Consider the following 25,525-nt stretch of genomic DNA (forward strand, 5'->3'; position numbering starts at 1 on the left):
GGTCAGCCGGCGACGTCGGCGAGCACCGGGTCGACCAGTGCCACCAGGCTCGCCGCCGCCACCTCGATGGTCTCGTCGGCACGCCCGCTGCCGCAGTACACCGTGCCCATGTCCGGCACGGAGGTGTGGAACACGACGGTGCGGTCGGCGACCTCGGTCAGCGGGCTGATGCCGCCGGGCGCCATGCCGAGCACCGCCAGGTCCTCCTCGTCCGCGCGACGCAGCCGGGCGCGGGGCACCCCGGCCGCCCTGGCGATCCGGCCGTAGTTCGCGGGCAGCGCCATCGGCATGGACACCAGCACGAACCGGCCGTCGGCGCGGAACGCCAACGTCTTGAGCAACTGCGCGGTGGGCAGCCCGAGTTCGCGCTCGACGTCCTGGTGGGTCCGGATCGGGGTGTGCCGGAAGGTCGCGAACGGCACGCCCGCGGCGGACAGGATCTGCGCCGGCGTGGCTCCGCTCATCGGCCGAGCATATCCGGCGCGGCCACCGGGACGCGGCGGCGCATCAGGCCGTCGAACACCAACCGCATGACCGGGCGGCCGGAGTCGTCGGCGAGGTCGCCGCGCTGCCGCACCACCCCGCGGTCCGGGCGGGCCAGCGCCGGCGCGACGCCGAGCACCGTCACCCGCCCGACCAGGAGGTCACCGGCCCGCACGGGGCGCAGCCAGCGCAACTGCTCGACACCGGGCGACACCTCGGCGGCGGAGTCCAGCACCACGGTCGCCACGTACAGGCGCATGAAGACAGCGGCCACGTGCCACCCGCTCGCGACAGGCGGTTCACCCGCACCGCCGACGTGCCGGGGTTGCGGGTCGTACTGGTGGGCGAACGCGTGGATCTCGGCCGCGGAGAACCGGTGGCCGCCCAGTTCGTGCACGTCGCCGACCCGGAAGTCCTCGAAGTACCGCACCGTCAACCCCTCAGGCGCGGGAACAGCGCCGCGGCGGCGGCGCCGATGCCCGGCCGGTGCGCCGCCACCTCGCGCCGGGTCCGCTCGACCACGGGCGCGGTCATGAACGGGAAGTCGGTGCCGAACAACACGTGCCCCGGCGCGGCGACGGCGTCCACGCACGCCAGCGCGCCCGGTGCCGACGACTGGGCGGTCTCGTAGTAGAGCCGGGCGAGGTCGTCGGCGACCGGCGCGTCCCGGTCGGGCAGCACCCAGGTGCGGGCCAGTTCCAGCCGCCCGGCCAGGAACGGGATGGCGCCGCCGCCGTGGGCGAGCACGAACCGGATGCCGGGGAACCGCCGCAGCGCGCCCCGGAACAGCAGGTTCGCCACCGCGCGGGTGGTGTCCGCGACGAAGTCGACCAGCGGCGGCGGCACGGCGGTGGCGAAGTCCGGCGCACCCGTGCAGGAGCACCGGTAGCCGGGGTCGGGGTGGACGAGCGCGACCGCGCCGCGCCGGTCGAGTTCGGCGAGCAGCGGGTCCAGGCCGGGATCGCCGAGCAGCGCGCCGTCGGCGAGGCTCGCGGGCAGCACCACGCCGTCCGCGCCGAGCACGTCGAACGCGTGCGCGACCTCGGCCAGCGCGGCGGGCACGTCGGGCAGCGGCAGGGTGGCGAGCAGGCCGAACCGGTCCGGGTGGGCACGCACCACGTCGGCGGTCCACCCGTTGACGACGCGGACCAGGCGTGCCGCGTCGGGCAGCAGCAGCGCCCGGTCCGGCAGGAGCACCGACAGCACGGCGGCGGCGATGCCGTGCTCGGCCATGACCCGCAGCGAGTCCTCGGCCGCCCAGCGCGGCACCGGCACGCCGGGTGCCAGGTGGGTGACGCCGCGCGCGGCCAGCTCGTCGGCCAGCCGCCCGTGGTAGGCGTGGTGGTGCACGTCCACCCAGCCGGCGGGCAAGTCAGGCCCCCGCCGCCGTGACGTCGGGCAGTGCGGACAGGGCCGCCTCGATCTGCTCCGCCGGCAACGCGTAGTCCTCCAACCGCCCGGCCAGGAACTCGTCGAACGCGCCCATGTCGAAGTGGCCGTGGCCGGAGAGCCCGAACAGGACGGTGCGCGCCTCCCCCGCCTCCCGCGCGGCCAGCGCCTCGGCGACCGCGCCCCGCAACGCGTGCGCCGACTCCGGCGCCATCACGAAGCCCTCGGCGCGGGCGAACCGCACGGCCTCGGCGAACACCTCGTTCTGGTCGTAGGCGCGGGCCTCCACGTAGCCCTCGTCGTGCAGCAGGCACAGGGTGGGCGCGTCGCCGTGGAAGCGCAGGCCGCCCGCGTGGATGGGTGGCGGGATGAAGCCGTGGCCCACGGTGCGCATGGGCAGCAGCGGGCCGAGACCGGCGGTGTCCGGGTGGTCGTAGGCGAGCCGGCCGCGGGTGAGCGTCGGGCACGCGGCGGGTTCGGCGGCGACGAACCGGGTGCCGGTGCGCGTGCCGGTCAGGGTGTCGGCGAGGAACGGGAACGCGAGGCCCGAGAAGTTGGAGCCACCGCCGACGCAGCCGACCACGACGTCCGGGTAGTCGTCCGCGATCTCCAGCTGCCGCTTGGCCTCCAGGCCGATCACGGTCTGGTGCAGCACCACGTGGTTCATCACGGAGCCGAGGGCGAACCTGGTGTCGTCGTGGGCGAGGGCGTCCTCCACGGCTTCGCTGATGGCGATGCCGAGGCTGCCGGGCGAGTCCGGGTCCCGCGCCAGGACGTCCCGCCCGGCGCGCGTGCGCGTGCTCGGCGACGGGTGCACCTCGCCGCCCCACGTCGCCATCAGCGTCTTCCGGTGCGGCTTCTGCCGGAACGACGCCCGCACCATGTAGACGGTGACCTCGACGCCGAACAGGCTGCCCGCGAACGACAACGCCGAGCCCCACTGGCCCGCGCCGGTCTCCGTGGTCACCCGCCGCACGCCCTGCCGCGCGTTGTAGAACACCTGCGGCACGGCGGTGTTCGGCTTGTGCGAGCCGGCGGGCGACACCGCCTCGTACTTGAAGTAGATCCTGGCGGGCGTGTCCAGCGCCTTCTCCAGCCGGTCGGCGCGCACCAGCGGCGAGGGCCGCCAGATCCGGTAGACCTCGCGCACCTCGTCGGGGATGTCGATCCACCGGTGCGGGCTGAACTCCTGCGCGACGACCTCGTCCGCCAGCAGCGGCGCGAGGTCCTCGGGCCGGACCGGCCGGTGCGTGGCGGGGTGCAGCGGCGGCGGCAGCGGCCGGGGCAGGTCGGGCAGCACGTTGTACCAGCGGGTGGGCAGGTCGTCCTCGGACAGCAGGTACTTCTTCACGGCCAACAACGTCCCCTCAGAACATCGGCGCCTGGCTGGGCGCGCGCAGGGTGCCCAGGTGCTTGTGCCACAGGTGGTCCGGGTTGTTCTCCACCTCCCGGGTGATCTCCCGCATCCGGGTCAGGGCCGCCGGCTCGTCGCCGTCGTAGACGTCGCCCTGGAGCATCCGGAGCACGTCGAGGCGGTAACGCGGGTCGGCGACGAACGCGGTGAACAGGATGTTGAGGCGGTAGTAGATCGAGATGAACTCGTACCAGTTGCCGACCGCGCGACGCAGCTTCGACTCGTAGCGCCCGAACGAGGGCTTGCCGAAGTCGCCGGTCTCCGCCGCGTCGAGGATGTCGTGGGACGCCAGGCGCGCGCTGTTCATGGCGACGCTGACGCCGCTGGAGAAGATCGGGTCCACGAACCGGGCCGCGTCGCCGACCATCAGCCAGCCGTCGCCGCACACCTGCCGCATGGCGTAGCTGTAGTCGCCCTCGGGTCTGAACGGCCGGACGCGCTCGCTCGCGCGCAGCGCCTCCGCCAGCTCGGGCCGGGTCCGCACGGCCTGCTCGAAGAACGCGCCCCACTGCCGCCCGGCGGCGGTGAAGTGCTTCTTCTGCGTCACCACGCCCACGCTGGTGACCGTGTCCGTGATGGGTATCTGCCACACCCATGTGTCGGTTATCGGCAGGAAGTGGATGAAGATGAAGTCCGCCCGCGCGTGGTCCACCGCGAGCGCCGCGCGGTCCAGGCCCTCGAACCAGGTGTGGATGGCGTACTGGTTGAACACCGGGTCCGGCGCCTTGAGCCTGAGCTGCCTGCCGAGCAGCGTGCCGCGCCCGCTGGCGTCCACCACCAGGCGCACCCGCAGCCCCACCTCGCGCCGGCCCATGGCGAACACGACCCGCTTGCCGCGCCCGTCCGGTTCGACGCGCCGGACCCGCACGCCCTCGTACACCTTCGCGCCCATGGACTCGCTGTGCTGCAACAGGAGCAGGTCGAACCGGCCGCGGTCCACGTGGTAGGTGTAGTCCTGGGAGACGCCCCGCTGGTCCCGTTCCCGGAACGCCACCTCGGCGGCCCGGAAGCCGTGCGCGAGCCGGAATCCCAGGGTCGGGACGTCACCGCTGGTCGCCGACGTCCACGCCGCGCCGTACTTGCGCGGGAAACCCGCCGCGTCCACCTCCGCCAGGGCGCCGATGTCGGCCAGCACGGGCGTGGTGGCGGGTATCAGCGACTCGCCGACGTGCGGTCGCGGGAACAGCTCCGCCTCCAGCACCACGCAGGACAGCCCGGCGCGGGCGAGGTAGGAGGCGATGGTCGAGCCGGCGGGCCCACCGCCGACGACACCGACGTCGAAGTCGAACTCCGGCACCGCGCCTCACCCCCGGATCCCGCGGTGTTCCCCCGCCAGCTCCAGCACGAGCCGGGTGATGCCGTCCAGGTCCCGGAAGTGGTGGCCCACCATGCGCTCGGCGGGCACGTCGACGCCGAACCGCTCGCCGATGAACACCACCAGCGCCGTCGTGGTCAGGCTGTTCAGGATTCCCCACTCGAGCAGCGGGGTGCGCGGTCCGATCGTCACGCCGGGCGAGTCCAGCACCCGCTCCCGGATGAACGCCGTCAGCGCGTCGAGCACCTCTGCGTGTTCCATGCGCGTCGTCTCCGTGTCCGCACCGCCGAATGGGCCTCGGATGCTATGCAGTGTGGAAAACGGTTGTCTTCCTTCGAAGTGGTGGGCGACGCCGGCCGTTCGGCGGTGCGGGCACCTGTCCGTGCGGCCGGGTGCGGGCCGTTATTCCAGTGGAGGACAACGCCGACCGCCCCGCCTACGCTTCCGTCGCGTGGACCTCGGGTGGCAGGCGGCGACGCAGGCCGAGCACGACCGCATCCGGGCGGAGGTCGCGGCGTGGCCGGACGACCGGTCCCGGTGGCGGCGCGCCGGGCACGCCGGGCTGCTCGGCTACAGCGTGCCGGTCGCGCACGGCGGGTCCGGGCGCGGTTTCCTCGACACCGCACGCGCGATGGAGGCGTTCGGCGCGGGTTGCGCCGACATGGGCCTGGTGTTCGCCGCGTTGGCCCATCTGTTCGCGTGTGCCATGCCGATCGCCGAGCACGGCACGCCGGCGGTGCGCGACCGGGTGCTGCCACGCCTGTCGTCGGGCGAGTGGGTGGGCGCCAACGCGATCACCGAGGCGGACGCGGGATCGGACGTGGGCGCGCTGCGCGCCACCGCGCGGCGCGCCGGCGACCACTACGTGCTGGACGGCGTGAAGACGTTCGTCAGCAACGCTCCCCTGGCCGACGTGCTGGTGGTGTACGCGTCGACGGAACCGGCGTTCGGTCACCTGGGTGTGACGGCGTTCATCGTGCCGCGGGACGCGCCGGGGCTGTCGGTGGAGCCGTTCGACAAGGCCGTGCTGGCCACGTGCCCGGCGGGCGAGGTGCGGCTGACCGCGTGCCGGGTGCCCGCGGACCACGTGCTGGGCGCACCGGGGCGGGGCGCGGCGGTCTTCCAGTCGGCCATGCGGTGGGAGCGGACGTGCTTGTTCGCCGCCTTCCTGGGCCGGGCGGACCGGTTGCTGGCGCGGTGCGCGGCACACGCGCGGGAACACCGCCGGTTCGGCCGGCCGATCGGCGCGAACCAGGCCGTGTCGCACGGCCTCGCGCGGCTGCGGGTGCGGCTGGAGGCCGCGCGGCTGCTGCTGTGGCGGGCGTGCGCGCGGCTGGACCGGGCCGAGCGGGCGGTGTTCGACGTGGCGGCGGCGAAGCTCGCGGTGAGCGAGGTGGCGGTGGACGTGGCGGCGTTCGCGCTGCGCCTGCTCGGCGGCGCGGGGGTGCGCGCGGGTTCCGGCGTGACGCAGGACCTGTTGGACGCCATGGCCGCCACCACGTTCTCCGGCACCACCGAGATGCAGTTGGAGCAGATCGCCGGGGAGACGGCGTGGTGACGCTCCTGCACGACCTCGTCCGAGCGCACGCGGGCAGCACCGCGACCGCCGTGACCGCCGAGGACGGCCGCCTCACCTACGCGGAGCTGGACGCGGCGGCCGACCGGCTCGGGCACGCGCTGGCCGCCGCGGGCGTCGGTCCGGGTGACCGGGTGGCGTTGTGGCTGCCCAAGTCGCCGGCGGCCGTGGTCGCGACGCAGGCCGTGCTGCGGCTCGGCGCGGCGTACGTGCCGGTGGACCCGCTCAGCCCGCTCGACCGGGTCACGCGCGTGCTCCGGGACTGCGCGCCCGCGGTGGTGGTCACGACACCGGACGGCGCGACCGCGCTGGGCGGCGGGTTCCCGACGCTGTGCCCGGAGCCGGGCGGCGGACCGGTCGACCCGCTCCCGGACGTCCGGTCGTCGCCCGACGACCTCGCGTACGTGCTCTACACCTCCGGCTCCACGGGCACGCCGAAGGGCGTGCGCATCTCGCACCGCAACGCGTTGGCGTTCGTGGACTGGGCGGCGGCGGAGCTGGCGGCCGGGCAGGCGGACCGGTTCGCCAACCACGCGCCGCTGCACTTCGACCTGTCCGTGCTCGACCTGTACGCGGCGTTCCGGGTCGGCGCGTCGGTGCACCTGGTGCCGCCGGAGACCGCCTACGCGCCCCGGCTGCTGGTCGACCTGCTGGCCCGGCGGCGGATCACCGTGTGGTACTCGGTGCCGTCGGTGCTCGTCCTGATGGCCCGCGCCGGCGGTCTGCTCACCGCCGACCTGCCGCACCTGCGTGCCGTGCTGTTCGCGGGCGAGCCGTACCCCGTCGACCACCTGCGCGACCTGCGTGCGCACTTCCCGGCCGTGCGGCTGCTCAACCTGTACGGGCCGACCGAGACGAACGTGTGCACCTACCACGAGGTGGGCGACGTCCCGGACGGCTGGACGCGCCCGGCGCCCATCGGCCGGGCGTGCTCGGGCGACCGGGTGTGGGCCGTCCGGGACGACGGGTCGCCCGCGGCGGAGGGCGAGGAGGGCGAGCTGCTGGTGGCCGGGCCGACCGTGATGCTCGGCTACCACGGCGCGCCGCCGCACCGCGGCCCGTACGCGACGGGCGACCGCGTGGTGCTGCGTGACGGCGTCTACCACTACCTGGGCCGTCGCGACGGCATGGTGAAGGTCCGCGGCAACCGCGTCGAACTCGGCGAGGTGGAGGCGGTGGTGCAGTCCCACCCCGACGTGAGCGAGGTGGCCGTGGCCGTCGTCGGCACCGGGGTGGACGCCCTGCTCACGGCGTACGTGGTGCCGGTCGAGGGCCGCGTGTTCGGCCTGCTGGACGCCAAGCGCCACTGCGCGGCCCGGCTGCCCCGCCACCTGGTCGTGGACCGCGTGCGCGTCGTGCCCGCCCTGCCCCGCACGGCGAACGGCAAGGTGGACCGCCGCGCGCTGGCGACCGGCGCGAGGTGCGGCGCGCCCCGTTGACCGGATACTGGTGGTCGTCGGGAGGAGCGGCGATGCGGGTACTGGTCACCGGCGGCACCGGTGTGCTCGGTGGGCGGGTCGCGGCCCGGCTGCGTGCCGCCGGGCACGACACGCGGGTGATGAGCAGGCGGCCCGGCACGGAGGCGACCGCCGACCTGCGCACCGGTGAGGGCGTGCGGCGCGCGGTCGCGGACGTGGACGCCGTGGTGCACTGCGCGACCGGGCTGCGGGGGCGCGTGGAGGTCGAGATGGCGCGCAACCTGGTGACCGCCGCGCACGACACCTCGCCGCACCTGGTGTACGTGTCGATCGTGGGCGTCGACCGCGTGCCGCTCGGCTACTACCAGGGCAAGCTCGCCGCCGAGCAGGTGTTCGAGCGGTCCGGGCTGCCGGTCACGACGCTGCGCGCCACCCAGTTCCACCACCTGCTCAGCCGCCTGTTCGACGGCATGTCCCGGCTGCCGCCCGCGGTGCCGCTGCCGCGGCTGCGGGTCCAACCGGTCGACCCGGGCGAGGTGGCGGACCGGCTGGTGGCGCTCGCCGTGGCCGGGCCGGCGGGTCGCGTCGCGGATTTCGGCGGCCCGGCCGTGCGGGACACCCACGACCTGGTGCGCGCGTTCCTGCACGCCCGCGGGCGGCGGCGGGTCGTGGTGCCGGTGCCCGCGGTGGGCCGGGTGTTCCAGGCGTTGCGGGCGGGCGGCAACCTGTGCCCGGAGCACACCGACGGCCGGCTCACCTACGAGCAGCACCTCACCGGCGCGCAGCCGTAGCCGCCCTGGACCGTTCAGCGCACCGCCGTCGCCATTCCCACGCGCGGTGGCCGTAAACCCTACGTACGGATCTGTTCATCAACTGCTACGCATGGTTACTTGGCTCCGGGAGCCACCCCCTGTTGCAAGGGCTCCCAGCAGTTCCCTGCCCACAAGGAGATCACCATGCTCGTGCGAAAGGTCGCGCGCGCGGCCGTGCTGGCACTGGGCGCGATGTTGCCGCTCGTCGCGGTCACCGCGCCCGCCGCGAACGCGGCGGAGCCCCAGGTGTTGGTGCGGACCCTGTACTACGACACCAGCCAGGCCCAGGAGTTCGTGGCCGACTGGGACAAGGCCGCGGAGAACTGGAACAACTCGGTCAGCAACGTCAAGCTGGCGAAGAAGGGCCCCGGCACACCGACCAACATCCGGATCTACGCGGACAACGGCTGGCCGCGGGCGATGCCGACCTCGCTCGGCAACGGGACCGTGTACATGGGCCGCCAGGCGGTCCAGCAGGGCCACTACCGGCCCCGCATCACGACCCACGAGATCGGCCACATCCTCGGCCTGCCCGACCGGCGGACCGGCCTGTGCACCGACCTGATGTCGGGTTCGAGCGCTCCGGCGACGTGCAAGAACGACCTGCCCAACAGCGCCGAGCGCGCCGAGGTGGACCGCAAGTTCCGCGGCCAGCTCGCGACCGCCGACGTCCGGGCGGCCGGCTACGCGAGCACGGAGTGCTTCGTGTACTGACCCGCCCCGTTCTCGGGACGGACCCCGCGGGGCGGCCACCCGCCGCCCCGCGGGGTTCCCGGCGGTCCGGACACCCGCCCTCCGCCCGGCTCGGCGGACACGGGGTTCACCGCCCGCGCCGGTCCACCCCGCGCCACAGGTCCCCGGCCGACGCCGGACCCCGCCGACACCGCAGGCCCCGGCCGCACCGGTCCTCCCCCGCGCCGAACCTCTCCGCGCCGAACCTCTCCGCGCCCCCGGTCCCCCGCCTGCCCGGCTCGCCCGATGAGCGGCGATCAGGCGTGCCACGCCTCCCGGCCGTGCCAGGGGGACGCGGCGACGTCCGCACGGGCGCGGCGCAGGGCCCGGCCGCCCAGGCGTTCCAGGTAGACCTTCCCGTCGAGGTGGTCGACCTCGTGCTGGAAGCACCGCGCTAGGTACCCCTCGGCGGTGATCGACAGCTCCTCCCCCGCCAGGTCCAGGCCGGTGCACCGGACGTGCATCGCGCGTGGCGTCGGGTAGGCCAGGCCGGGCGCGGACAGGCAGCCCTCCTCGCCGTCCTGGAGACCGCCGGGCAGCCGTTCCAGCACCGGGTTCACCACGCACCCGCGTGCGCCCGGCCCGCAGTCGTACACGAACACCCGCAGGTCGACACCGACCTGGTTGGCGGCCAGGCCCGCGCCGGGCGCGGCGTCCATCGTCTCGAACATGGCCTCGACGAGCCGGCGCAACCCGTCGTCCACCCGCTCCACCGGCCGGGTGGGCGTGTGCAGGACGGGTTGGCCGAACAGGACGATGGGCAGCCGGTTCACCGCGGCAACTCCTCGGGCGTGACGAGCGGGAACAAGCGGGTGACCAGCGCGACCGGCACGGCGTCCGGCGGGCGGGACGCGGGGTCGTCGGCGCGGTCGAAGTAGGGCGCGACCAGGTCCAGGATCGACGCGGCCAGGGCGTCCACCTCGTCGGGCGTGAGGTGCGCGGTGTACGCGGTCGCCGCCTGCCGCCGCCACCGCGCCGGGTAGCGGTCCCGGTCCGCGCGCCACCGCGCGTACCGCCGGTCGTCGCGGGCGTCCAGGGCGTCGGCCACGTCCGCACCGCCCACGAGCCGCCACGGCTTCTCGCGACCCGCGCCGTCGACCGCCTCCACCAGCCCGAACCGGGCGAGCCGACGCAGGTGGAACGACGTCGCGCCGCTGTTGGTGCCCAGTTCGGCGGCGGCGCGCGTGGCGGTCAGCGGTCCGCCGGCGAGCAGGTCGAGCAGCGCGAGCCGCACCGGGTGGCTGTGGGCGCGGGCCAGGTCCTCCTCGGTACCCATGACCGCAAAGTACACTTTGCAAAGAAAACTCTGCAAACCCGGCGGGCTCCCGACCTCGGGCGCAAGCTACGTTCTCGGTCATGACGCCCAGCCCCGACGTCGACCCCGACTGGAGCCAGTGGCGGCGTCCGGGCCCCACCGCCGCCCAGCGGCGGCGTGACGGGTGGCTCGCGCTCGCCGTCGTGGCCGGGTCCGCCACGGCCACCGTGCTGGTCAACAGCACGGGTGCGACCGCCGTGCCCGCGCTGCCCGAGCAGCTGCTGCTCGGCATCGCCGTGGCCGCGCCGCTGGCGGTGCGCCGGCGTTACCCGCTGGTGGTCCCGGTGCTGGTCGGCATCGCGTTCATCGCCGCGCAGTGGCGGCAGGTCGGCGACAACCTGCTGCCGTCGATCGCGTTGTTCATCGCCATCTACACGGCGGGCGCGTGGGGTGCCGACCGGGTCGCCGCGCGCCGCGTGCGGATCGCGGTCATCGTGGCGATGTTCGCGTGGCTCGGGTTCGGGCTGGTGCGGTTCCTGGTGCGGCCGTCGCCGTTCGAGGGCGTGGTCGGACCGCTCGACCCGGTGCTGGCCTCGGTGCTCTACAGCATCGGGTTCAACATGATGTTCTTCCTGTCCGCGTACTACTTCGGCGGCATGGCGTGGCTGTCCGCCCGGCGGCAGGCCGAGCTGGCGCACCGCGCCGAGCAGCTGCGGCTGTCCCAGGAGCAGAACACGCGTGGCGCGCTCGTCGCCGAACGCGTCCGCATCGCCCGCGACCTGCACGACGTGGTCGCGCACCACGTGTCCGTGATGGGCGTGCAGGCGGGTGCGGCCCGGCGGGTGCTGGACCGCGACCCCGAACTCGCCCGCTCCGCCCTGCACACCGTGGAGGAGACGGCGCGCACCGCGATCGGCGAGCTGCGCGGCCTGCTCGGCGTGCTGCGCGACGAGCCGGACGAGGACCCCGGCACCCCCGACGAGTCGCCCGGCCTGGCGCAGCTCCCGGAGTTGGCGGCGCTGGCCCGGTCCACCGGGCTGGAGGTGGCGCACGGCGTGTACGGCGACCCGCGCCCGGTGCCCGAGGGCGTGGCGTTGTCGGCGTACCGGATCGTGCAGGAGTCGCTGACCAACGTGGTGAAGCACGCGCACGCCCGCAAGGCCGACGTGCGGGTCCGGTACCTGGAGGAGGCGCTGGAGGTGGAGGTCGCCGACGACGGCCGCGGACCGTCGGGCGCGCCCGGGCGCGCCGGGTTCGGCCTCGTCGGGATGCGTGAACGGGTCGCCGTGCACGGCGGCAGGCTGGAAGCCGGCCCGCGGCGCGGCGGCGGCTACCGGGTGCGCGCGAGGTTCCCGGCATGAGCGCGTTGCGGGTGGTGCTCGCCGACGACCAGGAGCTGGTGCGGGCGGGTTTCCGGGTCATCCTCGGCACGGAGGACGACATCGCGGTGGTCGGCGAGGCGCGGGACGGCCTGGAGGCGGTCGACGTGGTCGACCGGCTGTGCCCCGACGTGGTGTTGATGGACGTGCGGATGCCCGGTGTGGACGGGTTGGAGGCGACCCGCCGCATCCTCGGCCCGGCGGGCGCGGAGCACCCCGTCAAGGTGGTCATCCTGACCACGTTCGACCGGGAGGACTACCTGTTCGAGGCGTTGCGCGCGGGCGCGAGCGGTTTCCTGCTGAAGAACTCGTCGCCGGAGGACCTGGTCGAGTCGGTGCGCGTCGTGGCGCGTGGCGACGCCCTGCTCTCCCCCGAGGTGACCCGGCGGGTGATCGCGCGGTTCTCCGCGCCCGGCCCGGCGGCGGGGCGGCGGCCCGACGAGCTGACCGACCGCGAGTTCGAGGTGCTGGTGCACCTCGCGCGTGGCGCGAGCAACGCGGAGATCGCGAGCGCGTTGTTCCTCGGCGAGACGACGGTCAAGACGCACGTGTCGCGCATCCTCGCGAAGCTGCGGCTGCGCGACCGGACGCACGCCGTGGTGTTCGCCTACGAGCACGGGATCGTCGCTCCCGGGCAGCGGTGACCGGGCGGGGTCCTCCGCGCGGAGGACCCCGGGTGTCGATCGCGCGCCGGACGTGCGGAGCACCACCCGCCGCATAGCGTCGGGCCATGCTCACAGTGACGTCGATCGGTCGCAGCTTCGGCGACCACCGGGTCCTGGACGGGGTGTCGTTCGAGGTCCGGTCCGGGCGGATGACCGGGTTCCTCGGCGCGAACGGTTCCGGGAAGACCACCACGATGCGGATCGTGCTCGGCGTGCTCGCCGCGCACAGCGGCACCGTGACCTGGCGCGGCGAGCCGATCACCGGCGCCGTCCGGCAGCGGTTCGGGTACATGCCCGAGGAGCGCGGCCTGTACCCGAAGATGGGTGTGGCGGAGCAGATCGCCTGGCTGGGCCGGCTGCACGGCCTGGACACCGCCGCCGCGCGCCGCAACACCGACCGGCTGCTGGACCAGCTCGAACTCGCGCACCGCGCCAAGGACAACCTGGAGGAGCTGTCGCTGGGCAACCAGCAACGCGCCCAGGTCGCCGCCGCGCTGGTGCACGACCCGGAACTGCTGATCCTGGACGAGCCGTTCTCCGGCCTCGACCCGATCGCCGTGGAGACCGTGCTCGGCGTGCTGCGCGACCGCGCGGCGAGCGGCGTGCCCGTGTTGTTCTCCAGCCACCAGTTGTCCGTCGTGGAACGCCTGTGCGACGACGTGGTCATCATCTCCGGCGGCCGCATCGCCGCCGCCGGGGCCCGGGACGAACTCCGCACCCGGTACGGCAAGCCGCGCTACGAGCTGGTCGTGGCGGCCGACGCGGGGTGGGTGCGGGACGTCCCGGGCATTTCCGTGTCCGATGTGGACGGACCGCGGGCCGTGTTCGAGGTGGTCGCCGAGGGCGCGGAGCAGACCGTGCTCGACGCGGCACGCCACCGCGGACCGGTCCGCGGTTTCACCCCCGTCGTGCCGACGCTCGACGAGATCTTCCTGGAGGCGATCTAGATGGCGGACGGCAACCGGGGCTTCGTCGCGGCGACCCGGCTGGTGGCCGAGCGCGAGGTCCGGACGTTCCTGCGCGCCAAGGGTTTCTGGATCGGCCTCGCCGTGGTGGTGGTCGGCCTGTTCGCGTTGTCGGTGCTGCCCTCCGTGCTCGGCGGCGGGCCGACGAAGGTCGCCGCGGTCGGCGCGAAGGCCGCGGCGGTGCTGGCGGACAGCGGGCTGGAGGTGCGTGCCGCGGACGACGTCGACGCCGCGCGGGAGCTGGTGCGGTCCGAGGAGGTCGTGGCTGCGGTCGTGCCGGACGACGCCGGGCAGTCGGCGACCGGGTTGCGGGTGGTCGCGTTGAACGACCCGCCGGTGGACGTGCTGGCGTCGCTGCGCACCGCTCCCCCGGTCGACCTGCTCGACCCGTCCGCCGTCAGCCAGGGGCAGCGCCAGCTCGCGATCATGGTGTTCGCGCTGGTGTTCCTGCTGTTCGGGATGAGCGGGTCGGCGATCGCGCAGAGCACGGTCACCGAGAAGCAGACCCGGATCGTGGAGATCCTGGTGTCCACCATCCCGGTGCGCGCGCTGCTCGCGGGCAAGATCGCGGGCCACACCCTGCTCACCCTCGGGCAGGTGGTGGTGGTCGCGGTCGTCGGACCGGTGGCGTTGAGCCTGGGCGGGCACGCCGAGCTGCTGCACCTGGTCGCGCCGGCGCTCGGCTGGTTCGTGCCGTTCATGGTGCTGGGCTTCGTGCTGCTGGCCGGGATGTGGGCGGTCGCGGGCTCGCTGGTCAGCAGGCAGGAGGACCTGGGCTCCAGCATGGGCCTGGTGATGCTGCTGGTGTTCGGGCCGTACTTCGCGGTGATGTTCCAGTCCGACAACGCGGGCCTGATGACCGTGCTGTCCCACGTGCCGTTCTCGGCGGCGATCGCCATGCCCGTGCGGATGTTCGCGGGCCAGGCGCAGGCGTGGGAGGCGGTCGTGTCGCTGGGCGTGCTGGCGGCGACGGCGGTGGTCGTCGTGCTGCTGGCGAGCCGGCTCTACGCCGGTTCCGTGATGCACACCGGCGGCAAGATGGCCCTGGCGAAGGCGTGGGCCGGCCGCGACCAGGCGTGACGCGACGCGTGCGCGGGTGGGCGACACCAGCCCACCCGCGCACGCGTGCCGTGATCAGGCCGCGGCGAGCACCGGCGCGGGCCACGAGTCGACGGCCCACTCCACCGGCCCGTCGGCCGCCCGCGCGTCGAAGCCGCGCGCGAAGCTCTGGTTGACCCAGTTCGCCTCGGCCGCGCTCGGGTTCGGGTTGCGGCACGCCGTGCCCGCGCTGCCGCCCGACATCAGGATCGAGCAGTCGCCGTTGTAGTTGTCGCGCAGGCCCAGCGAGTGGCCCATCTCGTGCACGACCACCCGCAGCGGCGAGTAACCCTGGTTGATCTGGTTGCGGTCCAGGTAGATGACGCCGGAGCCGTGGCCGATGGAGGCCCGCGACCCGCCACCGCTGACCACGTAGATCTTGATGTTGCCGCTGCCCTGGGTCTGCGACATGCGGATGTTGGGCACGTGGCTGTTCCAGATCTGGATCGCCTCCGGCAAGTACGAGGCGTACTCGCCGCCGCCGCTGACGGTGATCGCGCGTGGCGCCGCCGCCGACGCGGACGGCGCGACGACCACCAGCGCCGCCAGGGCGACGCCCACCGCCGCACCGAGAACTCTGCGAAGCAATGCAGGCTCCATTCATTGCAGGGAATCGACACCGGTGGTTCTCCCGCACCAGCCGGGGAAATCGGCCGGGAACCACCGGGAAACGCAGGGACGACTTCACCGTAGCGAGCCGGTCCGGTGGCGCAAGGAGCCGTGCTCCCACCACGCGGACTCGTCGGAGCGGCCGTTCGGCGCGGGTCCCGTCGGCCCAGGTCCGCTACCCTGCTCCGGGTCGGCTGCCCGGAAAAACCCTGGAATTCCGGGGCGGATCGGTGCGACGGAGGTGCGGCGTGGGACCGGACACCGGTACGGCGTTCAGCGGCGCGCTCAGGTCCGCCATCCGCGCCAGCGGGCTCACCCTCCACGGCGTGCAGGCCAGGCTGGCGCGTCGGGGCGCGCGGGTGTCGGTGGCGGCGTTGAGCAGCTGGCAGTCCGGCCTCAACCGGCCCGAGCGGCCGGGCTCGCTGCGCGCGGTGGCGGAGCTGGAGGACCTGCTCGGCCTCGCGCCCGGTGAGCTGGTCGCGCTGCTCGGCCCGCGCCGGCCACGCGGCAGGCGGTCACCCGGGCGGCCCCGCGTCGACGTGCTGCCGCAGTCCGCCGCGGTGACCGCGATCGTGGACGAGATCAGCCCGGACCGGTTCGACGGCGTCCGCCTGCTGTACGTGGAGGAGCACGTGCGGGTCAACCCGGACCGCTCCCTGCGCGAGGTCACCACCCGGTCGGTCGTCCAGGCCCGGCGCGACGGCGTCCGCCGCTGCTTCGCGGTGAACTTCGCCGATTCCGCCGCCGACCTGGACCTGGTGCGCACCGTACCGCTGCACCGCTGCCGGCTGGGCCGGGTGCGCCGGGACCACGCCCGGCGGGTGGTCGGCGCGGAACTGCTGCTGGACCGCGCCTACCGCGCGGGCGAGGTCTTCACCATCGAGTACAAATCGGTCATGGGCCAGCCGGTGTTCGACGCCGAATACTTCCGGGCGTTCACCACACCGGTTCCGCTCTACGTGCTGCAAGTGGATTTCGCGCGGTCCATGCTGCCGGTGCGCTGCCACCGGTTCGAGACCCCGACCTGGGCGCACCCGCGGGCCGACCGGGAGATCGACCTGCTGGACCAGCACAGCGCGCTGGTCGCCGCGGAGGACATCACGGCCGGCATGTACGGCGTCCGCTGGGAGTGGTCGTAGCCGGGCTTCCCGGGCACGTCACCACCCGCGTCGCGTGGCGTGTGCGGCGGGTCACCCGATCGACGGGACGCGGGTGGCCCGCCGCCGACCCGGGCCTTCCGCCACGCCGCTGTTGCGTATAGTTCGGGCGGATTCCGCTGGCCTGGTGGCCGAGCGCCCCCCACGTCACGAACACGAAGGACGGTTGGCTTGTGACCGCCGAGGCGACCTCGACCGGCGAGAGACGCACCATCACGTACGTCTTCCCGATCTACAACGAGGCCGGGAACATCGACCTGCTGCACAAGACCGTGTCGGCGGTCGTCGAGCCGCTGTCCGACCGGTACCACGTGAACTTCATCTACGTGGACGACGGCAGCAAGGACGACTCGCTGACCCGCCTCCGGGCGCTGGCCGACGTGGACGACCGGGTCACCGTGGTCGAGCTGGCCCGCAACTTCGGCCACCAGATGGCGGTCACGGCCGGTCTCGACCTGGCCGACGCCGACGCCGTGGTCATCATGGACAGCGACCTCCAGGACCCGCCGCGGGTCAGCCTGGAGCTGGTGGCCAAGTGGGAGCAGGGCTACGAGGTGGTGTACGCCCAGCGGCGCTCCCGGCAGGACACCGCGTTCAAGAAGTTCACCGCGAGCGCGTTCTACTGGCTGCTGCGCAAGGTGGCGTCCATCGACATCCCGCGCAACACCGGCGACTTCCGGCTGATCGACCGCAAGGTCGTGGACGAGCTGCGCAAGTTCCGCGAGCGCGACCGCTTCCTGCGCGGCCTGGTCAGCTACATCGGGTTCCGGCAGACCGGCGTCCTGTTCGACCGCGACGAGCGGCACTCGGGCGTCACCGGCTACCCGCTGAGCAAGATGGTGCGGTTCGCCGCGGACGGCATCCTCGGCTTCTCCGTCGCGCCGCTGCGGCTGATCAGCCGCATGGGCTACTTCATCTCGTTCCTGAGCTTCCTCGGCATCCTGTACGTGGCCGGGGTGAAGCTGTTCGCGCCGGAGACGGCCGTGCCGGGCTGGGCGTTCATCACCATCGGCATGTTCTTCCTGGGCGGCATCCAGATCACCATGCTCGGCGTGCTCGGCAGCTACATCGGCCGCACCTACGCGCAGGTGCAGGGCAGACCGCTCTACAGCGTCGCTTCCGTGTGGACCGCGGCGAAACCACCCGCGCCCGCCGTGAGCGCGGAAAGCCTCGTGCCGTGACGCCGGGACTCGCGACCAAGCTCCGCTTCGGACTGGTGGGCGTGGCCAACACGCTGGTCGACCTCGCCCTGTACGCGGTGCTGTCGCTGGCGGGCGTGCCGCTCTTCCCGGCCAACCTGGTGTCCACGACGGCGGGCATGGCGTGCAGCTTCACGCTGAACCGCGGCTTCACGTTCCGCGCCCGCGCCGGTGACGTGCGCGCGCAGGCGGTGTTGTTCTTCGCGGTCACCGCGTTCGGCCTGTGGCTCGTGCACCCGGTCGTGATCGCCCTGACGGCCGACCTGTTCACCGGCGCACACCCGGTGGTCGCGACCACCGGCCCCAAGATCTGCGCGCTGGTCTTCGGCCTGGCGTGGAACTACCTCCTCTACAGCAAGGTCGTCTTCAGACCGAAGGAAGCCGCCTGATGACGGACTTGATCACGCCCGCGCCGACCGCGGCGGAAGCGCGCCGGCCCGCGACGCGGTGGCACGCCCTGGCTGCCTCGGACTGGGCGCGGACCCTCGCGCTGGTGCTCGCCTGGCACGCGGTGCTGACCGCGGTCGCCGTGTTGTTCCAGGGTTCCCTGCCGATCGGCGAGGGCTACCCGGTGCGGGTGCTCGGCCCGGACGCCACGCTGCTGTCCCACACCTACCGGTGGGACGCCGAGAACTTCCACCAGATCGCCAACGGCGGCTACGCGAACCCGGCGACGCCGTGGGTGCACGCGTTCTACCCGTTCTTCCCGTTCTGCGTGTGGCTGGTGGAGACGGTCACGTTCGGCGCGCTCGGCTTCCTCGCCGCGGGCATGGTGGTCAACCTGGTGGCGACGTGGCTCGCGGCCACCGCGCTGCTGCGGATCGCCCGGCACTTCACGGCGGGCGAGCGTGCCGCGTGGCTGACCGTGGCGGCGTTCCTCACCGCGCCGACCGCGTTCTTCCTGCACGCGTTCTACAGCGAAGCGGTGTTCTGCGCGCTCGGGTTCTGGGCGTTCCTGTTCGCGCTGCGCAGGCAGTGGGTGTGGATGGGCCTGTGCCTGATCCCGCTGACCGCCACCCGGATCACGGCCGTGCTGTTCGTCGGCCTGTGCTTCCTGGAGTTCTGGCGGTCCCGGGACTGGCGGTGGCGCGGCCTGCTGTCCTGGCACCTGCTGTGGTTCCCGGCCGCGGGGCTGGGCGTGGTGGCGTACGCGGTGGTGCTGAAGGTCGTCACCGGTGACCCGCTCGCCATGTTCCACGCCTACGAGACCGTCTCGACGTGGGGCTACCACGTCGCGGACCCGAACATCCCCGGCACGGTGCTGCGCGAGCTGACCGAGTCGTGGCGCGCGGTCGCGAGCGGGCGGCCGACCAACTGGCAGCTCCTCAGCCACCTGCTGCCGATGGTGGGCCTGGTCGTGCTGGTCGCCTCCTCGGTGTACGCGTTCGTGGCGCTGCGCAAGGACGGCATCCCGCTGGCGGCGTTCGGCCTGGCCTCGTTCGTGATGTTCACGCTGAACAGCAACGTGGTCTCGGTGCACCGCTACCTGCTGCCGTGCCTGGTGATCTACGTCGCCATGGTGCTGGCCGCCCAGCGCCGCCGCGTGCTGCGCCCGGTGCTGCACGGCTGGATGTACGCCACGACCATGGTGCAGGCCGCGGTGTTCCTGCTGTTCGTCTCCGGCAACTGGGCGGGTTGACCGCGTCGAAAGCTCCCGTCGACCCGCCACGTGCGGGATGATCCGGATCGCAGCGGGTGCGGCGAGGGGGATGTTCGATGGCGCGGGTGGTCGGCGACCGGTACGAGCTGGTGGCACCGCTGGACTCCGGCGGCATGGGCCGGGTGTGGCGGGCGCGTGACCTGGTGCTCGACGTCGACGTGGCGGTCAAGGAGGTCTGGCTGTCCCCCGGCGTGACGGGCGACGAGCGCGCGCGGCGGCTGGCGCGGGCCAAGCGGGAGGCGCGGCACGCCGCGGTGCTGCGCGACCACCGCAACGTCGTGGCGGTGCACGACGTGGTGGTCGAGGACGACGTGCCGTGGATCGTGATGCGGCTGGTGCCGGGCGAATCGCTGGACAAGCGGCTCGCGCGGGGACCGCTGACCGCGGTCGAGGCACGCCGGCTCGCGGGCGACCTGCTGGACGCGCTGGAGGCCGCACACGCCGCCGGGATCGTGCACCGCGACGTCAAGCCCGCCAACGTGCTGCTGTCCACCGGCGGCGACGCCCTGCTCACCGATTTCGGCATCGCCGTGCGGGACACCGACACCACCATGACCGCCGCCGGCGCGTTGATCGGCTCCGTCGAGTACATGGCGCCGGAACGGCTCAACGGCGAGGACGGCTTACCGGAGAGCGACCTGTACTCGCTCGGCGTCACCCTGTTCCACGCCGTGGAGGGGATCTCCCCGTTCCACCGCGACACGCCCACCGCTACGATCACCGCCGTCCTGCTGGCCAAGCCGCCGCGGCCGGTCCGCGCGGGTCGGCTGGCCACCCTGATCGGCCGCCTGATGGAACGCGACCCGGCGGCACGCCCCACGATCGCCGAAGCGCGGGCGATGCTCGCCACACCGCTGAAGGCCACCCGCGTGATCAGGAGGCCGCCGGCCGCACCACGACGACGACCCGCACCCGCCAAGCGCACGTGGCCGAAGGCCGTGGCGTGGACGGCGGTCATGCTGATCGTGCTGCTGTTGTTCACGTTCCGGGACCAGTTGTCCTCCACCGCGTCGCGACTCGACGCGACCGGCGCCACGACGACCACGACAGCGGTGCCGACGACCGACGAACCGGCGACCCGCACGACCACCCCGCCGGCCACCCCGACCACGGTCACCACCGACGGCTTCGGACCGTCCGACCTGGACGACGCGTCCACCGACGACACCCCGGTGACGGCGGACGCGTTGCTGCCCGAGACGTTCACCGACGCCGAAGGCGTGGTGTACGAGCGGAAAGCGGGCGGCACGCGGGCGTGCGTCACCGACTACCTGGGCCCGAAGGTGCGTGCCCTGCTGACGCGGTCGGGCTGCGCGCAAGCCGTCACCGGGACGTTCGTGGACCGGTCGGGGCAGGTCCTGGTGATGGTGTGGGTGGTGCCGATGAAGGACGACACCACCGCGAGAACCGCTTACAGCTCCTACGAAGCCGACACGTGGGGCATCATCTGCCCGCCCGACGGTCCCGGCGGGTCGGTGTGCGCACGGGGCGCCAACACCACCGACGCGGTGAAGAGCAGCTTCACCCGCCGCACGCACCGGTACCTGGTCCACGCCACCGCGCTCCGCATCGACCTCACCACCGACCGCGGCGCCGAACCGCGGCTCGACGCCGCCGCCGAGCAGGCCGTCGACGTCGCCGGACCGGTCAACCACCCCGGAAACCGCTGACCGTCCACGGAGGACGCACCGCGCGGGGGATGATGGGATCATGAAGCCGACCTTCGTGTTCGTGCCCGGTTCGAGCAGCAACTCGTTCAGCTGGGCCCCTTTGCAACGGGAACTCGCCCTGCTGGGACAACGCTCGCTGGCCGTCGACCTGCCGGGGCACGGCTTCGCCGGCGGGTACACCACCGCCTACCAGTCGCCCCAGGACGCCACCGCGCTGGCCACCACGCCGTCCGCGCTCGCCGGCGGCACCCTGGCCGAGGCCGTCTCCCACGTGCTCGACGTCGTCCGCCGGGCACGCGAGCACGGGCCGGTGGTGCTGGTCGGCCACAGCCGCGGCGGGCTCGCGGTCACCGCCGCCGGCAACGCCGAGCCGGACCTGCTGGACCGGGTGGTGTACGTCGCGGCGTGGTGCCCGGTGGACGTGTCCGTCGACGAGTACATGCGGTCGCCGGAGAACTCGACCAGCGTGCTGCTCACCCACCTCGGCAACGCGCTGGTCGCCGACCCGGCGGAGATCGGGGCGCTGCGGATCAACTGGCGCACGGCCGACCCGGAACTGTTGGCGGCGTTGAAGACCGCGTTGCTCGCGGACGGCACGGACGAGGAGTTCCTGGGCGTGCTGAGCACCATGCAGCCGGACGAGATCCTGGACGCGGGCGGCGACGCCGACCGCGCGCGTGTCGACACGTGGGGCCGCATCCGGCGCACCTACGTCCGGCTCACCCGCGACGAATCGCTGCCGCTCGCGCTCCAGGACCGCTTCATCCGCGAGGCGGACGCGCTGACCCCGGACAACCCGTTCGACGTGCGGTCGCTGGAGAGCAGCCACGTCGGCTTCCTGGTCCGGCCGCGGGCCGCGGCGGAACTGCTCGCCGGTCTCGCCGGCTGATGGTCGGGTGCGGTCCACGCGCCCCGAGCACGTGGACCGCACCCCCGGTGCGGTCGGCCGGTCCCGATCCGGCCGACCGGTGGTCACGCCGGCGCGTCGCCCAGGCGGTCCACGACGGCCGTCGTGGCGGAGCTGGACTGACGCACCGTGCCCCGGGGCAACCGGCCACCGTCCTCGGCCACCACTTCGCGCCCGCCGATGAAGTCACCGTTCGACGGGTCGACGATGACCTCCACGAAGTCCTCCCGCCAACGCACGCCGAGCGCGGTGCCGGCGCGGCCGTCCAGGTTCGCCCGCTCCTCGGTGACCCGCAGGTCCGGGATCAACGCGAGCGCCCGGTACAGGCGTGCGCGCACCGCGGCGGGCAGCCGACCGGACATCAGGGCGTCCCGGGCGGTCATCAGCACACCGCCGGGCCCGTCGCCGCGGTCGCTCGCCAGCAGGTCGTAGAGGGCCCGCGGGTCCTCGGGCAGCGACGCCAGGAAAGCGGGTGTCGGGTTGCCCCAGTCGCCGTGCGCGCACCGGTCCGGCTGGTCCGCGGCGAAGTAGGCGAAGTTGCCGCACGGCGCGCGGAACTCGCCCTCGCGGTTCGACGGGCCGCCCGGCGTGCCCGTGCCCTCGTGACCCGGCAGCCACGTCGCGGGCCCCTCCACCACCTGCCGCTCCAGCCACTCACCGTCGAGGGCGGCCGGGATCCACTTCTCGTTGCGCAACGCCTGCTCGTACGCGGCGGTGCCGGCCACGTCGACCAGCGTGATGCCCTCGTACCGGCTGCGGACGTAGCGGTACTGGTCGGGCCGCATGGGTTGGTCGGTGACCGACGTCGCGAGGTCGGCCGCGCGGATCAGGGACGCGGCGGCGGCCGTGTCCGCCTGCTCGACGCCCTGCACCAGCACACCGCCGACGGCGACCGCGACCGCCGCGGCGGCGACGGCCACCCACCGGCGGCGCTTGCGGGTCGCCGGCCCGCCCGCCAACGCGGCGGCCAGTTCCGCCCGGCCCTCCGCGAGCCGCGCGGCGGTGGGTTCCGCCTCGTCCGCGGCGACGCGGTCCAGGGTCCGGTCCAGCAGCAGGTCCAGGTCACGCATGGTCGTCCCCCGTGTCGGTGAGGTGGTCGGCGAGCCGGGTGCGCAGGCGGGCCCGTGCGCGGTGCAGCCGCGTGCGGACGGTGGCGACCGGCACGTCCAGCGCCACCGCGATCTCGCCGGGCGAGAGCTGCGCCCAGGCGGTCAGCAGCAGCACGTCCCGCTCCTCGCCGCGCAGGTCGGTCAGCCAGCGGGTGAGCGGGCCGGCGAGGGCGTCGGCGTCCGCCGCGCCGGTGGCCCGGTCGCCGACGTCGGCCACGTCCGTGCGGCTCGCGTGCTCACGGCTCCACGCACGCAGCTTCCGCTCCTCCGACCGCACGTGGCGGCGCAGCAGGTTGGTCGCCACGCCGTACAGCCAGGCCCGCAGGGTGTCCGCTTCGAACACCTGGCCGGCGCGCTGCTCCCAGAGCGCCAGGAACGCCTCGGACACCACGTCCTGCGCGGTGTCGGCGCCCACCCGGCGCGCCACGTACCGGTGCAGTCGCGCCGCTGTCGACTCGTAGAGGGTCAACAGCGACTGCTCGTCCAGCACCACCCGGGCGGGTGGTCGTGTGGGCGCCATCGGCGCTACGTCGCTTCGCACACCGGTACCTGCCCCCGGACGCGGTTCGCGTTCCCGGCCTGTGGTCACCGGCACACCCCGTGACGACGACCGGGCCGGTCGCGTGCGCGGCCGGCCCGGTGCGTGAGGGGGGATGTCAGTCGTTGCCCGCTTCGAGTGCGGCGTGGTCGAGCAGTTCGTCGTCGGCGACCTTGCCGCGTGACGCGATCGCCTCCGCGCCGCCCTCCGGCATCGCGCCGATCAGCTTGGTCGGGGCCACGCGGGCCGCGCTGATCAGGCTCGACTGGCGGCTGCCGACCATGCCCAGCCCGGCGTACTGCTCCAGCTTCGCGCGGGAGTCGGCGATGTCCAGGTTGCGCATGGTGAGCTGGCCGATGCGGTCGACCGGGCCGAACGCCGAGTCCTCGGTGCGCTCCATGGACAGCTTGTCCGGGTGGTAGCTGAACGCGGGGCCGGTGGTGTCCAGGACCGAGTAGTCCTCGCCGCGGCGCAGGCGCAGCGTCACCTCGCCGGTGACGGCCGTGCCGACCCACCGTTGCAGCGACTCGCGCAGCATCAGCGACTGCGGGTCGAGCCAGCGGCCCTCGTACAGCAGCCGGCCGAGCTTGCGGCCCTCGTTGTGGTAGGCGGCGAGGGTGTCCTCGTTGTGGATGGCGTTGACCAGGCGCTCGTAGGCGATGTGCAGCAGGGCCATGCCGGGCGCCTCGTAGATGCCGCGGCTCTTGGCCTCGATGACGCGGTTCTCGATCTGGTCGGACATGCCCAGCCCGTGCCGGCCGCCGATGGCGTTGACCGCCAGCACGAGGTCCACGGCGGTGGTGAACTCGGCGCCGTTGACCGTCACCGGGCGGCCCTGCTCGAAGCCGATCGTCACGTCCTCGGTGGGGATCTCCACCTCGGGGTCCCAGAACCGCACGCCCATGATGGGTTCGACGAGTTCGATGCCGGCGTTGAGGTGTTCCAGCGCCTTGGCCTCGTGCGTCGCGCCCCAGATGTTGGCGTCGGTGGAGTACGCCTTCTCGGTGCTGGCGCGGTAGGGCAGGTCGCGGGCCAGCAGCCACTCGGACATCTCGGTGCGCCCGCCCAGCTCACGCACGAAGTCGGCGTCGAGCCACGGCTTGTAGATCCGCAGCGAGGGGTTGGCGAGCAGCCCGTACCGGTAGAACCGCTCGATGTCGTTGCCCTTGTAGGTGGAGCCGTCGCCCCAGATCTGCACGTCGTCGTCCAGCATGGCGCGCACCAGCATGGTGCCCGTCACGGCCCGGCCGAGCGGGGTGGTGTTGTAGTAGGCCCGGCCGCCCGAGCGGATGTGGAAGGCGCCGCAGGCGAGCGCCGCGAAGCCCTCCTCGACCAGCGCGGCGCGGCAGTCGACCAGCCGGGCGATCTCCGCGCCGTACTTCTCGGCGCGGCCCGGGACCGACGCGATGTCGGGCTCGTCGTACTGCCCGATGTCCGCGGTGTACGTGCACGGCACCGCGCCCTTCTCACGCATCCACGCGACCGCCACCGAGGTGTCGAGACCGCCGGAGAAGGCAATGCCGACGCGTTCGCCGGCGGGGAGGGAAGTGAGCACCTTGGACACGTTCGGAATTATGCACGACGCTGCATGATGATGCATAACCGGGTCCTCGAAGTGTCCGAGTCGGCCTTCCACGTCGGGGAGCGGGGTGGCGGCGGGCGGACCGGCCGCTGACGGTGGCGGCCTCTGGGCGGGGCTCGGGGTGCGCGGGGGCCGCGCCGCCGCGTCGCGATCCGGCTCGGTGCGGGGCGGGCGCGGGGCGGACGCGCGGCGGGCGCGGGGCGGGGCAGGCGCGGGGCAGGGCGGACGCGGGCGGGCGCGGGGCGGGGCAGGGGGCTCAGCGCGGAACGGGCGTGGGGCGGGGCCAGCGCGAGGCAGGCGCGGCGCGGGGCAGGCGCGAGGCGGGGCAGGCGCGCGGCAGGCGCGGCGCGAGGCAGGGCGGGCGCGGCGCGAGGCGCGGCGCGGGGCGGGGCAGGCGCGAGGCAGGGCGGGCGCGGCGCGAGGCGCGGCGCGGGGCGGGGCAGGCGCGAGGCGGGGCAGGCGCAGGGCGGGCGCGGCGCGGAGCAGGCGCGAGGCGAGGCGGGCGCGGGGCAGGCGCGGGGCGGGGGCGGGGCAGCACGGTGGGAAGAGGGAGCGGGGTGGCGGCGCGTTCCCACCGCGACCGAAGCCCGTCC

The 25,525-nt window shown here is 73.8% G+C and carries 26 protein-coding genes; 14 read left to right on the forward strand and 12 right to left on the reverse strand.

The window, feature by feature from the left end:
* Positions 1-2: 2 nt before the first annotated feature.
* The 6 genes from KZQ38_RS07915 to KZQ38_RS07940 are packed head-to-tail and all read right to left on the reverse strand — an operon-like array spanning position 3 to position 4,862.
* A complete protein-coding gene (locus tag KZQ38_RS07915; RefSeq protein ID WP_219439980.1) occupies positions 3-464 on the reverse strand; it encodes an aminoacyl-tRNA deacylase in 462 nt (153 codons plus the stop codon).
* Complete coding sequence (locus KZQ38_RS07920) at positions 461-913, reverse strand: hotdog family protein (protein ID WP_219439981.1); 453 nt, start codon at positions 911-913, stop codon at positions 461-463. The genes KZQ38_RS07915 and KZQ38_RS07920 overlap by 4 nt, the downstream gene beginning before the upstream one ends.
* A gap of 2 nt (positions 914-915) precedes the next feature.
* On the reverse strand, positions 916-1,854 hold the full coding sequence (locus KZQ38_RS07925) for an amidohydrolase family protein (RefSeq protein WP_219439982.1): 939 nt from the start codon (positions 1,852-1,854) through the stop codon (positions 916-918).
* Between the two features lies 1 nt (position 1,855).
* On the reverse strand, positions 1,856-3,232 hold the full coding sequence (locus tag KZQ38_RS07930; protein ID WP_443706232.1) for a TrpB-like pyridoxal phosphate-dependent enzyme: 1,377 nt from the start codon (positions 3,230-3,232) through the stop codon (positions 1,856-1,858).
* A gap of 7 nt (positions 3,233-3,239) precedes the next feature.
* Positions 3,240-4,583 (reverse strand): NAD(P)/FAD-dependent oxidoreductase, encoded by a 1,344-nt coding sequence (locus tag KZQ38_RS07935; RefSeq protein ID WP_219439983.1) that lies wholly within the window; start codon positions 4,581-4,583, stop codon positions 3,240-3,242.
* A 6-nt stretch (positions 4,584-4,589) separates the two neighbouring features.
* On the reverse strand, positions 4,590-4,862 hold the full coding sequence (locus KZQ38_RS07940; protein ID WP_219439984.1) for an acyl carrier protein: 273 nt from the start codon (positions 4,860-4,862) through the stop codon (positions 4,590-4,592).
* 190 nt (positions 4,863-5,052) lie between these two features.
* On the opposite strand from KZQ38_RS07940, the gene KZQ38_RS07945 reads away from it, so the two are divergent.
* The 4 genes from KZQ38_RS07945 to KZQ38_RS07960 all read left to right on the forward strand — a co-directional run bounded on the left by KZQ38_RS07945 (position 5,053) and on the right by KZQ38_RS07960 (position 9,121).
* Positions 5,053-6,159, forward strand: a complete 1,107-nt coding sequence (locus KZQ38_RS07945) for an acyl-CoA dehydrogenase family protein (RefSeq protein ID WP_308258302.1) — start codon at positions 5,053-5,055, stop codon at positions 6,157-6,159.
* Positions 6,153-7,616: an amino acid adenylation domain-containing protein gene (locus tag KZQ38_RS07950; protein WP_308258303.1), complete on the forward strand. Its 1,464-nt coding sequence runs from the start codon at positions 6,153-6,155 to the stop codon at positions 7,614-7,616. The genes KZQ38_RS07945 and KZQ38_RS07950 overlap by 7 nt, the downstream gene beginning before the upstream one ends.
* A gap of 32 nt (positions 7,617-7,648) precedes the next feature.
* The gene (locus KZQ38_RS07955; RefSeq protein ID WP_219439986.1) at positions 7,649-8,386 is read left to right on the forward strand and encodes an SDR family oxidoreductase; all 738 of its coding nucleotides are present in this window, start codon (positions 7,649-7,651) and stop codon (positions 8,384-8,386) included.
* A 165-nt stretch (positions 8,387-8,551) separates the two neighbouring features.
* Positions 8,552-9,121, forward strand: a complete 570-nt coding sequence (locus tag KZQ38_RS07960; protein WP_219439987.1) for a snapalysin family zinc-dependent metalloprotease — start codon at positions 8,552-8,554, stop codon at positions 9,119-9,121.
* A 275-nt stretch (positions 9,122-9,396) separates the two neighbouring features.
* Here the strand turns inward: KZQ38_RS07960 and def are convergent, their stop codons facing one another.
* Both def and KZQ38_RS07970 read right to left on the reverse strand, forming a co-directional pair.
* The gene (gene def / locus KZQ38_RS07965; protein WP_219439988.1) at positions 9,397-9,912 is read right to left on the reverse strand and encodes a peptide deformylase; all 516 of its coding nucleotides are present in this window, start codon (positions 9,910-9,912) and stop codon (positions 9,397-9,399) included.
* Positions 9,909-10,415, reverse strand: coding sequence for a winged helix-turn-helix domain-containing protein (locus KZQ38_RS07970; RefSeq protein ID WP_219439989.1), 507 nt, complete (start codon positions 10,413-10,415; stop codon positions 9,909-9,911). The genes def and KZQ38_RS07970 overlap by 4 nt, the downstream gene beginning before the upstream one ends.
* Before the next feature lie 80 nt (positions 10,416-10,495).
* Between KZQ38_RS07970 and KZQ38_RS07975 the strand changes: the two genes are divergently transcribed.
* The 4 genes from KZQ38_RS07975 to KZQ38_RS07990 all read left to right on the forward strand — a co-directional run bounded on the left by KZQ38_RS07975 (position 10,496) and on the right by KZQ38_RS07990 (position 14,483).
* On the forward strand, positions 10,496-11,755 hold the full coding sequence (locus KZQ38_RS07975) for a sensor histidine kinase (RefSeq protein ID WP_219439990.1): 1,260 nt from the start codon (positions 10,496-10,498) through the stop codon (positions 11,753-11,755).
* The gene (locus tag KZQ38_RS07980; RefSeq protein ID WP_219439991.1) at positions 11,752-12,417 is read left to right on the forward strand and encodes a response regulator; all 666 of its coding nucleotides are present in this window, start codon (positions 11,752-11,754) and stop codon (positions 12,415-12,417) included. Before KZQ38_RS07975 ends, KZQ38_RS07980 begins: the two co-directional genes overlap by 4 nt.
* Before the next feature lie 86 nt (positions 12,418-12,503).
* Positions 12,504-13,385 (forward strand): ABC transporter ATP-binding protein, encoded by an 882-nt coding sequence (locus KZQ38_RS07985; RefSeq protein WP_219439992.1) that lies wholly within the window; start codon positions 12,504-12,506, stop codon positions 13,383-13,385.
* Complete coding sequence (locus KZQ38_RS07990) at positions 13,386-14,483, forward strand: ABC transporter permease (RefSeq protein ID WP_219439993.1); 1,098 nt, start codon at positions 13,386-13,388, stop codon at positions 14,481-14,483.
* A gap of 54 nt (positions 14,484-14,537) precedes the next feature.
* Here KZQ38_RS07990 and KZQ38_RS07995 read toward each other — a convergent pair whose 3' ends face one another.
* Positions 14,538-15,089, reverse strand: a complete 552-nt coding sequence (locus tag KZQ38_RS07995; RefSeq protein ID WP_257900964.1) for a snapalysin family zinc-dependent metalloprotease — start codon at positions 15,087-15,089, stop codon at positions 14,538-14,540.
* 269 nt (positions 15,090-15,358) lie between these two features.
* Between KZQ38_RS07995 and KZQ38_RS08000 the strand changes: the two genes are divergently transcribed.
* From KZQ38_RS08000 to KZQ38_RS08025, 6 genes are all read left to right on the forward strand, one after another.
* Entirely contained in the window at positions 15,359-16,249 is an 891-nt protein-coding gene (locus KZQ38_RS08000; RefSeq protein WP_219439995.1) for a hypothetical protein, read from the forward strand.
* Positions 16,250-16,440: 191 nt separating this feature from the next.
* Positions 16,441-17,448, forward strand: a complete 1,008-nt coding sequence (locus tag KZQ38_RS08005) for a glycosyltransferase family 2 protein (protein WP_219439996.1) — start codon at positions 16,441-16,443, stop codon at positions 17,446-17,448.
* Positions 17,445-17,855, forward strand: coding sequence for a GtrA family protein (locus KZQ38_RS08010; RefSeq protein ID WP_219439997.1), 411 nt, complete (start codon positions 17,445-17,447; stop codon positions 17,853-17,855). The genes KZQ38_RS08005 and KZQ38_RS08010 overlap by 4 nt, the downstream gene beginning before the upstream one ends.
* Positions 17,855-19,105, forward strand: coding sequence for a mannosyltransferase family protein (locus KZQ38_RS08015; protein WP_219439998.1), 1,251 nt, complete (start codon positions 17,855-17,857; stop codon positions 19,103-19,105). Before KZQ38_RS08010 ends, KZQ38_RS08015 begins: the two co-directional genes overlap by 1 nt.
* A 77-nt stretch (positions 19,106-19,182) precedes the next feature.
* Positions 19,183-20,796, forward strand: a complete 1,614-nt coding sequence (locus tag KZQ38_RS08020; RefSeq protein ID WP_219439999.1) for a serine/threonine-protein kinase — start codon at positions 19,183-19,185, stop codon at positions 20,794-20,796.
* Between the two features lie 40 nt (positions 20,797-20,836).
* Positions 20,837-21,685 carry an alpha/beta hydrolase gene (locus KZQ38_RS08025; RefSeq protein ID WP_219440000.1) on the forward strand — a complete coding sequence of 283 codons (849 nt, stop codon included), beginning with the start codon at positions 20,837-20,839 and terminating at the stop codon, positions 21,683-21,685.
* Positions 21,686-21,768: 83 nt separating this feature from the next.
* On the opposite strand, the gene KZQ38_RS08030 is transcribed toward KZQ38_RS08025, so the two are convergent.
* The 3 genes from KZQ38_RS08030 to argG form a co-directional block, all read right to left on the reverse strand.
* A complete protein-coding gene (locus KZQ38_RS08030; protein ID WP_219440001.1) occupies positions 21,769-22,773 on the reverse strand; it encodes a CU044_5270 family protein in 1,005 nt (334 codons plus the stop codon).
* On the reverse strand, positions 22,766-23,332 hold the full coding sequence (locus KZQ38_RS08035; protein ID WP_219440002.1) for an RNA polymerase sigma factor: 567 nt from the start codon (positions 23,330-23,332) through the stop codon (positions 22,766-22,768). Before KZQ38_RS08035 ends, KZQ38_RS08030 begins: the two co-directional genes overlap by 8 nt.
* Positions 23,333-23,468: 136 nt before the next feature.
* Positions 23,469-24,914: an argininosuccinate synthase gene (gene argG / locus KZQ38_RS08040; protein ID WP_219440003.1), complete on the reverse strand. Its 1,446-nt coding sequence runs from the start codon at positions 24,912-24,914 to the stop codon at positions 23,469-23,471.
* Between the last annotated feature and the right edge of the window lie 611 nt (positions 24,915-25,525).

Source organism: Saccharothrix obliqua, from assembly GCF_019375475.1.
GTDB classification, from domain to species: Bacteria; Actinomycetota; Actinomycetes; order Mycobacteriales; family Pseudonocardiaceae; genus Actinosynnema; species Actinosynnema obliqua.

Coding starts and splice junctions, on each gene's coding strand:
- KZQ38_RS07915 (WP_219439980.1), bottom strand. CDS start 464: ATGAGCGGAGCCACGCCGGCGCAGATCCTGTCCGCCGCGGGCGTGCCG.
- KZQ38_RS07940 (WP_219439984.1), bottom strand. CDS start 4,862: ATGGAACACGCAGAGGTGCTCGACGCGCTGACGGCGTTCATCCGGGAG.
- KZQ38_RS07955 (WP_219439986.1), top strand. CDS start 7,649: ATGCGGGTACTGGTCACCGGCGGCACCGGTGTGCTCGGTGGGCGGGTC.
- KZQ38_RS07960 (WP_219439987.1), top strand. CDS start 8,552: ATGCTCGTGCGAAAGGTCGCGCGCGCGGCCGTGCTGGCACTGGGCGCG.
- KZQ38_RS07970 (WP_219439989.1), bottom strand. CDS start 10,415: ATGGGTACCGAGGAGGACCTGGCCCGCGCCCACAGCCACCCGGTGCGG.
- KZQ38_RS07975 (WP_219439990.1), top strand. CDS start 10,496: ATGACGCCCAGCCCCGACGTCGACCCCGACTGGAGCCAGTGGCGGCGT.
- KZQ38_RS07980 (WP_219439991.1), top strand. CDS start 11,752: ATGAGCGCGTTGCGGGTGGTGCTCGCCGACGACCAGGAGCTGGTGCGG.
- KZQ38_RS07985 (WP_219439992.1), top strand. CDS start 12,504: ATGCTCACAGTGACGTCGATCGGTCGCAGCTTCGGCGACCACCGGGTC.
- KZQ38_RS07990 (WP_219439993.1), top strand. CDS start 13,386: ATGGCGGACGGCAACCGGGGCTTCGTCGCGGCGACCCGGCTGGTGGCC.
- KZQ38_RS08015 (WP_219439998.1), top strand. CDS start 17,855: ATGACGGACTTGATCACGCCCGCGCCGACCGCGGCGGAAGCGCGCCGG.
- KZQ38_RS08020 (WP_219439999.1), top strand. CDS start 19,183: ATGGCGCGGGTGGTCGGCGACCGGTACGAGCTGGTGGCACCGCTGGAC.
- KZQ38_RS08025 (WP_219440000.1), top strand. CDS start 20,837: ATGAAGCCGACCTTCGTGTTCGTGCCCGGTTCGAGCAGCAACTCGTTC.
- KZQ38_RS08030 (WP_219440001.1), bottom strand. CDS start 22,773: ATGCGTGACCTGGACCTGCTGCTGGACCGGACCCTGGACCGCGTCGCC.
- KZQ38_RS08035 (WP_219440002.1), bottom strand. CDS start 23,332: ATGGCGCCCACACGACCACCCGCCCGGGTGGTGCTGGACGAGCAGTCG.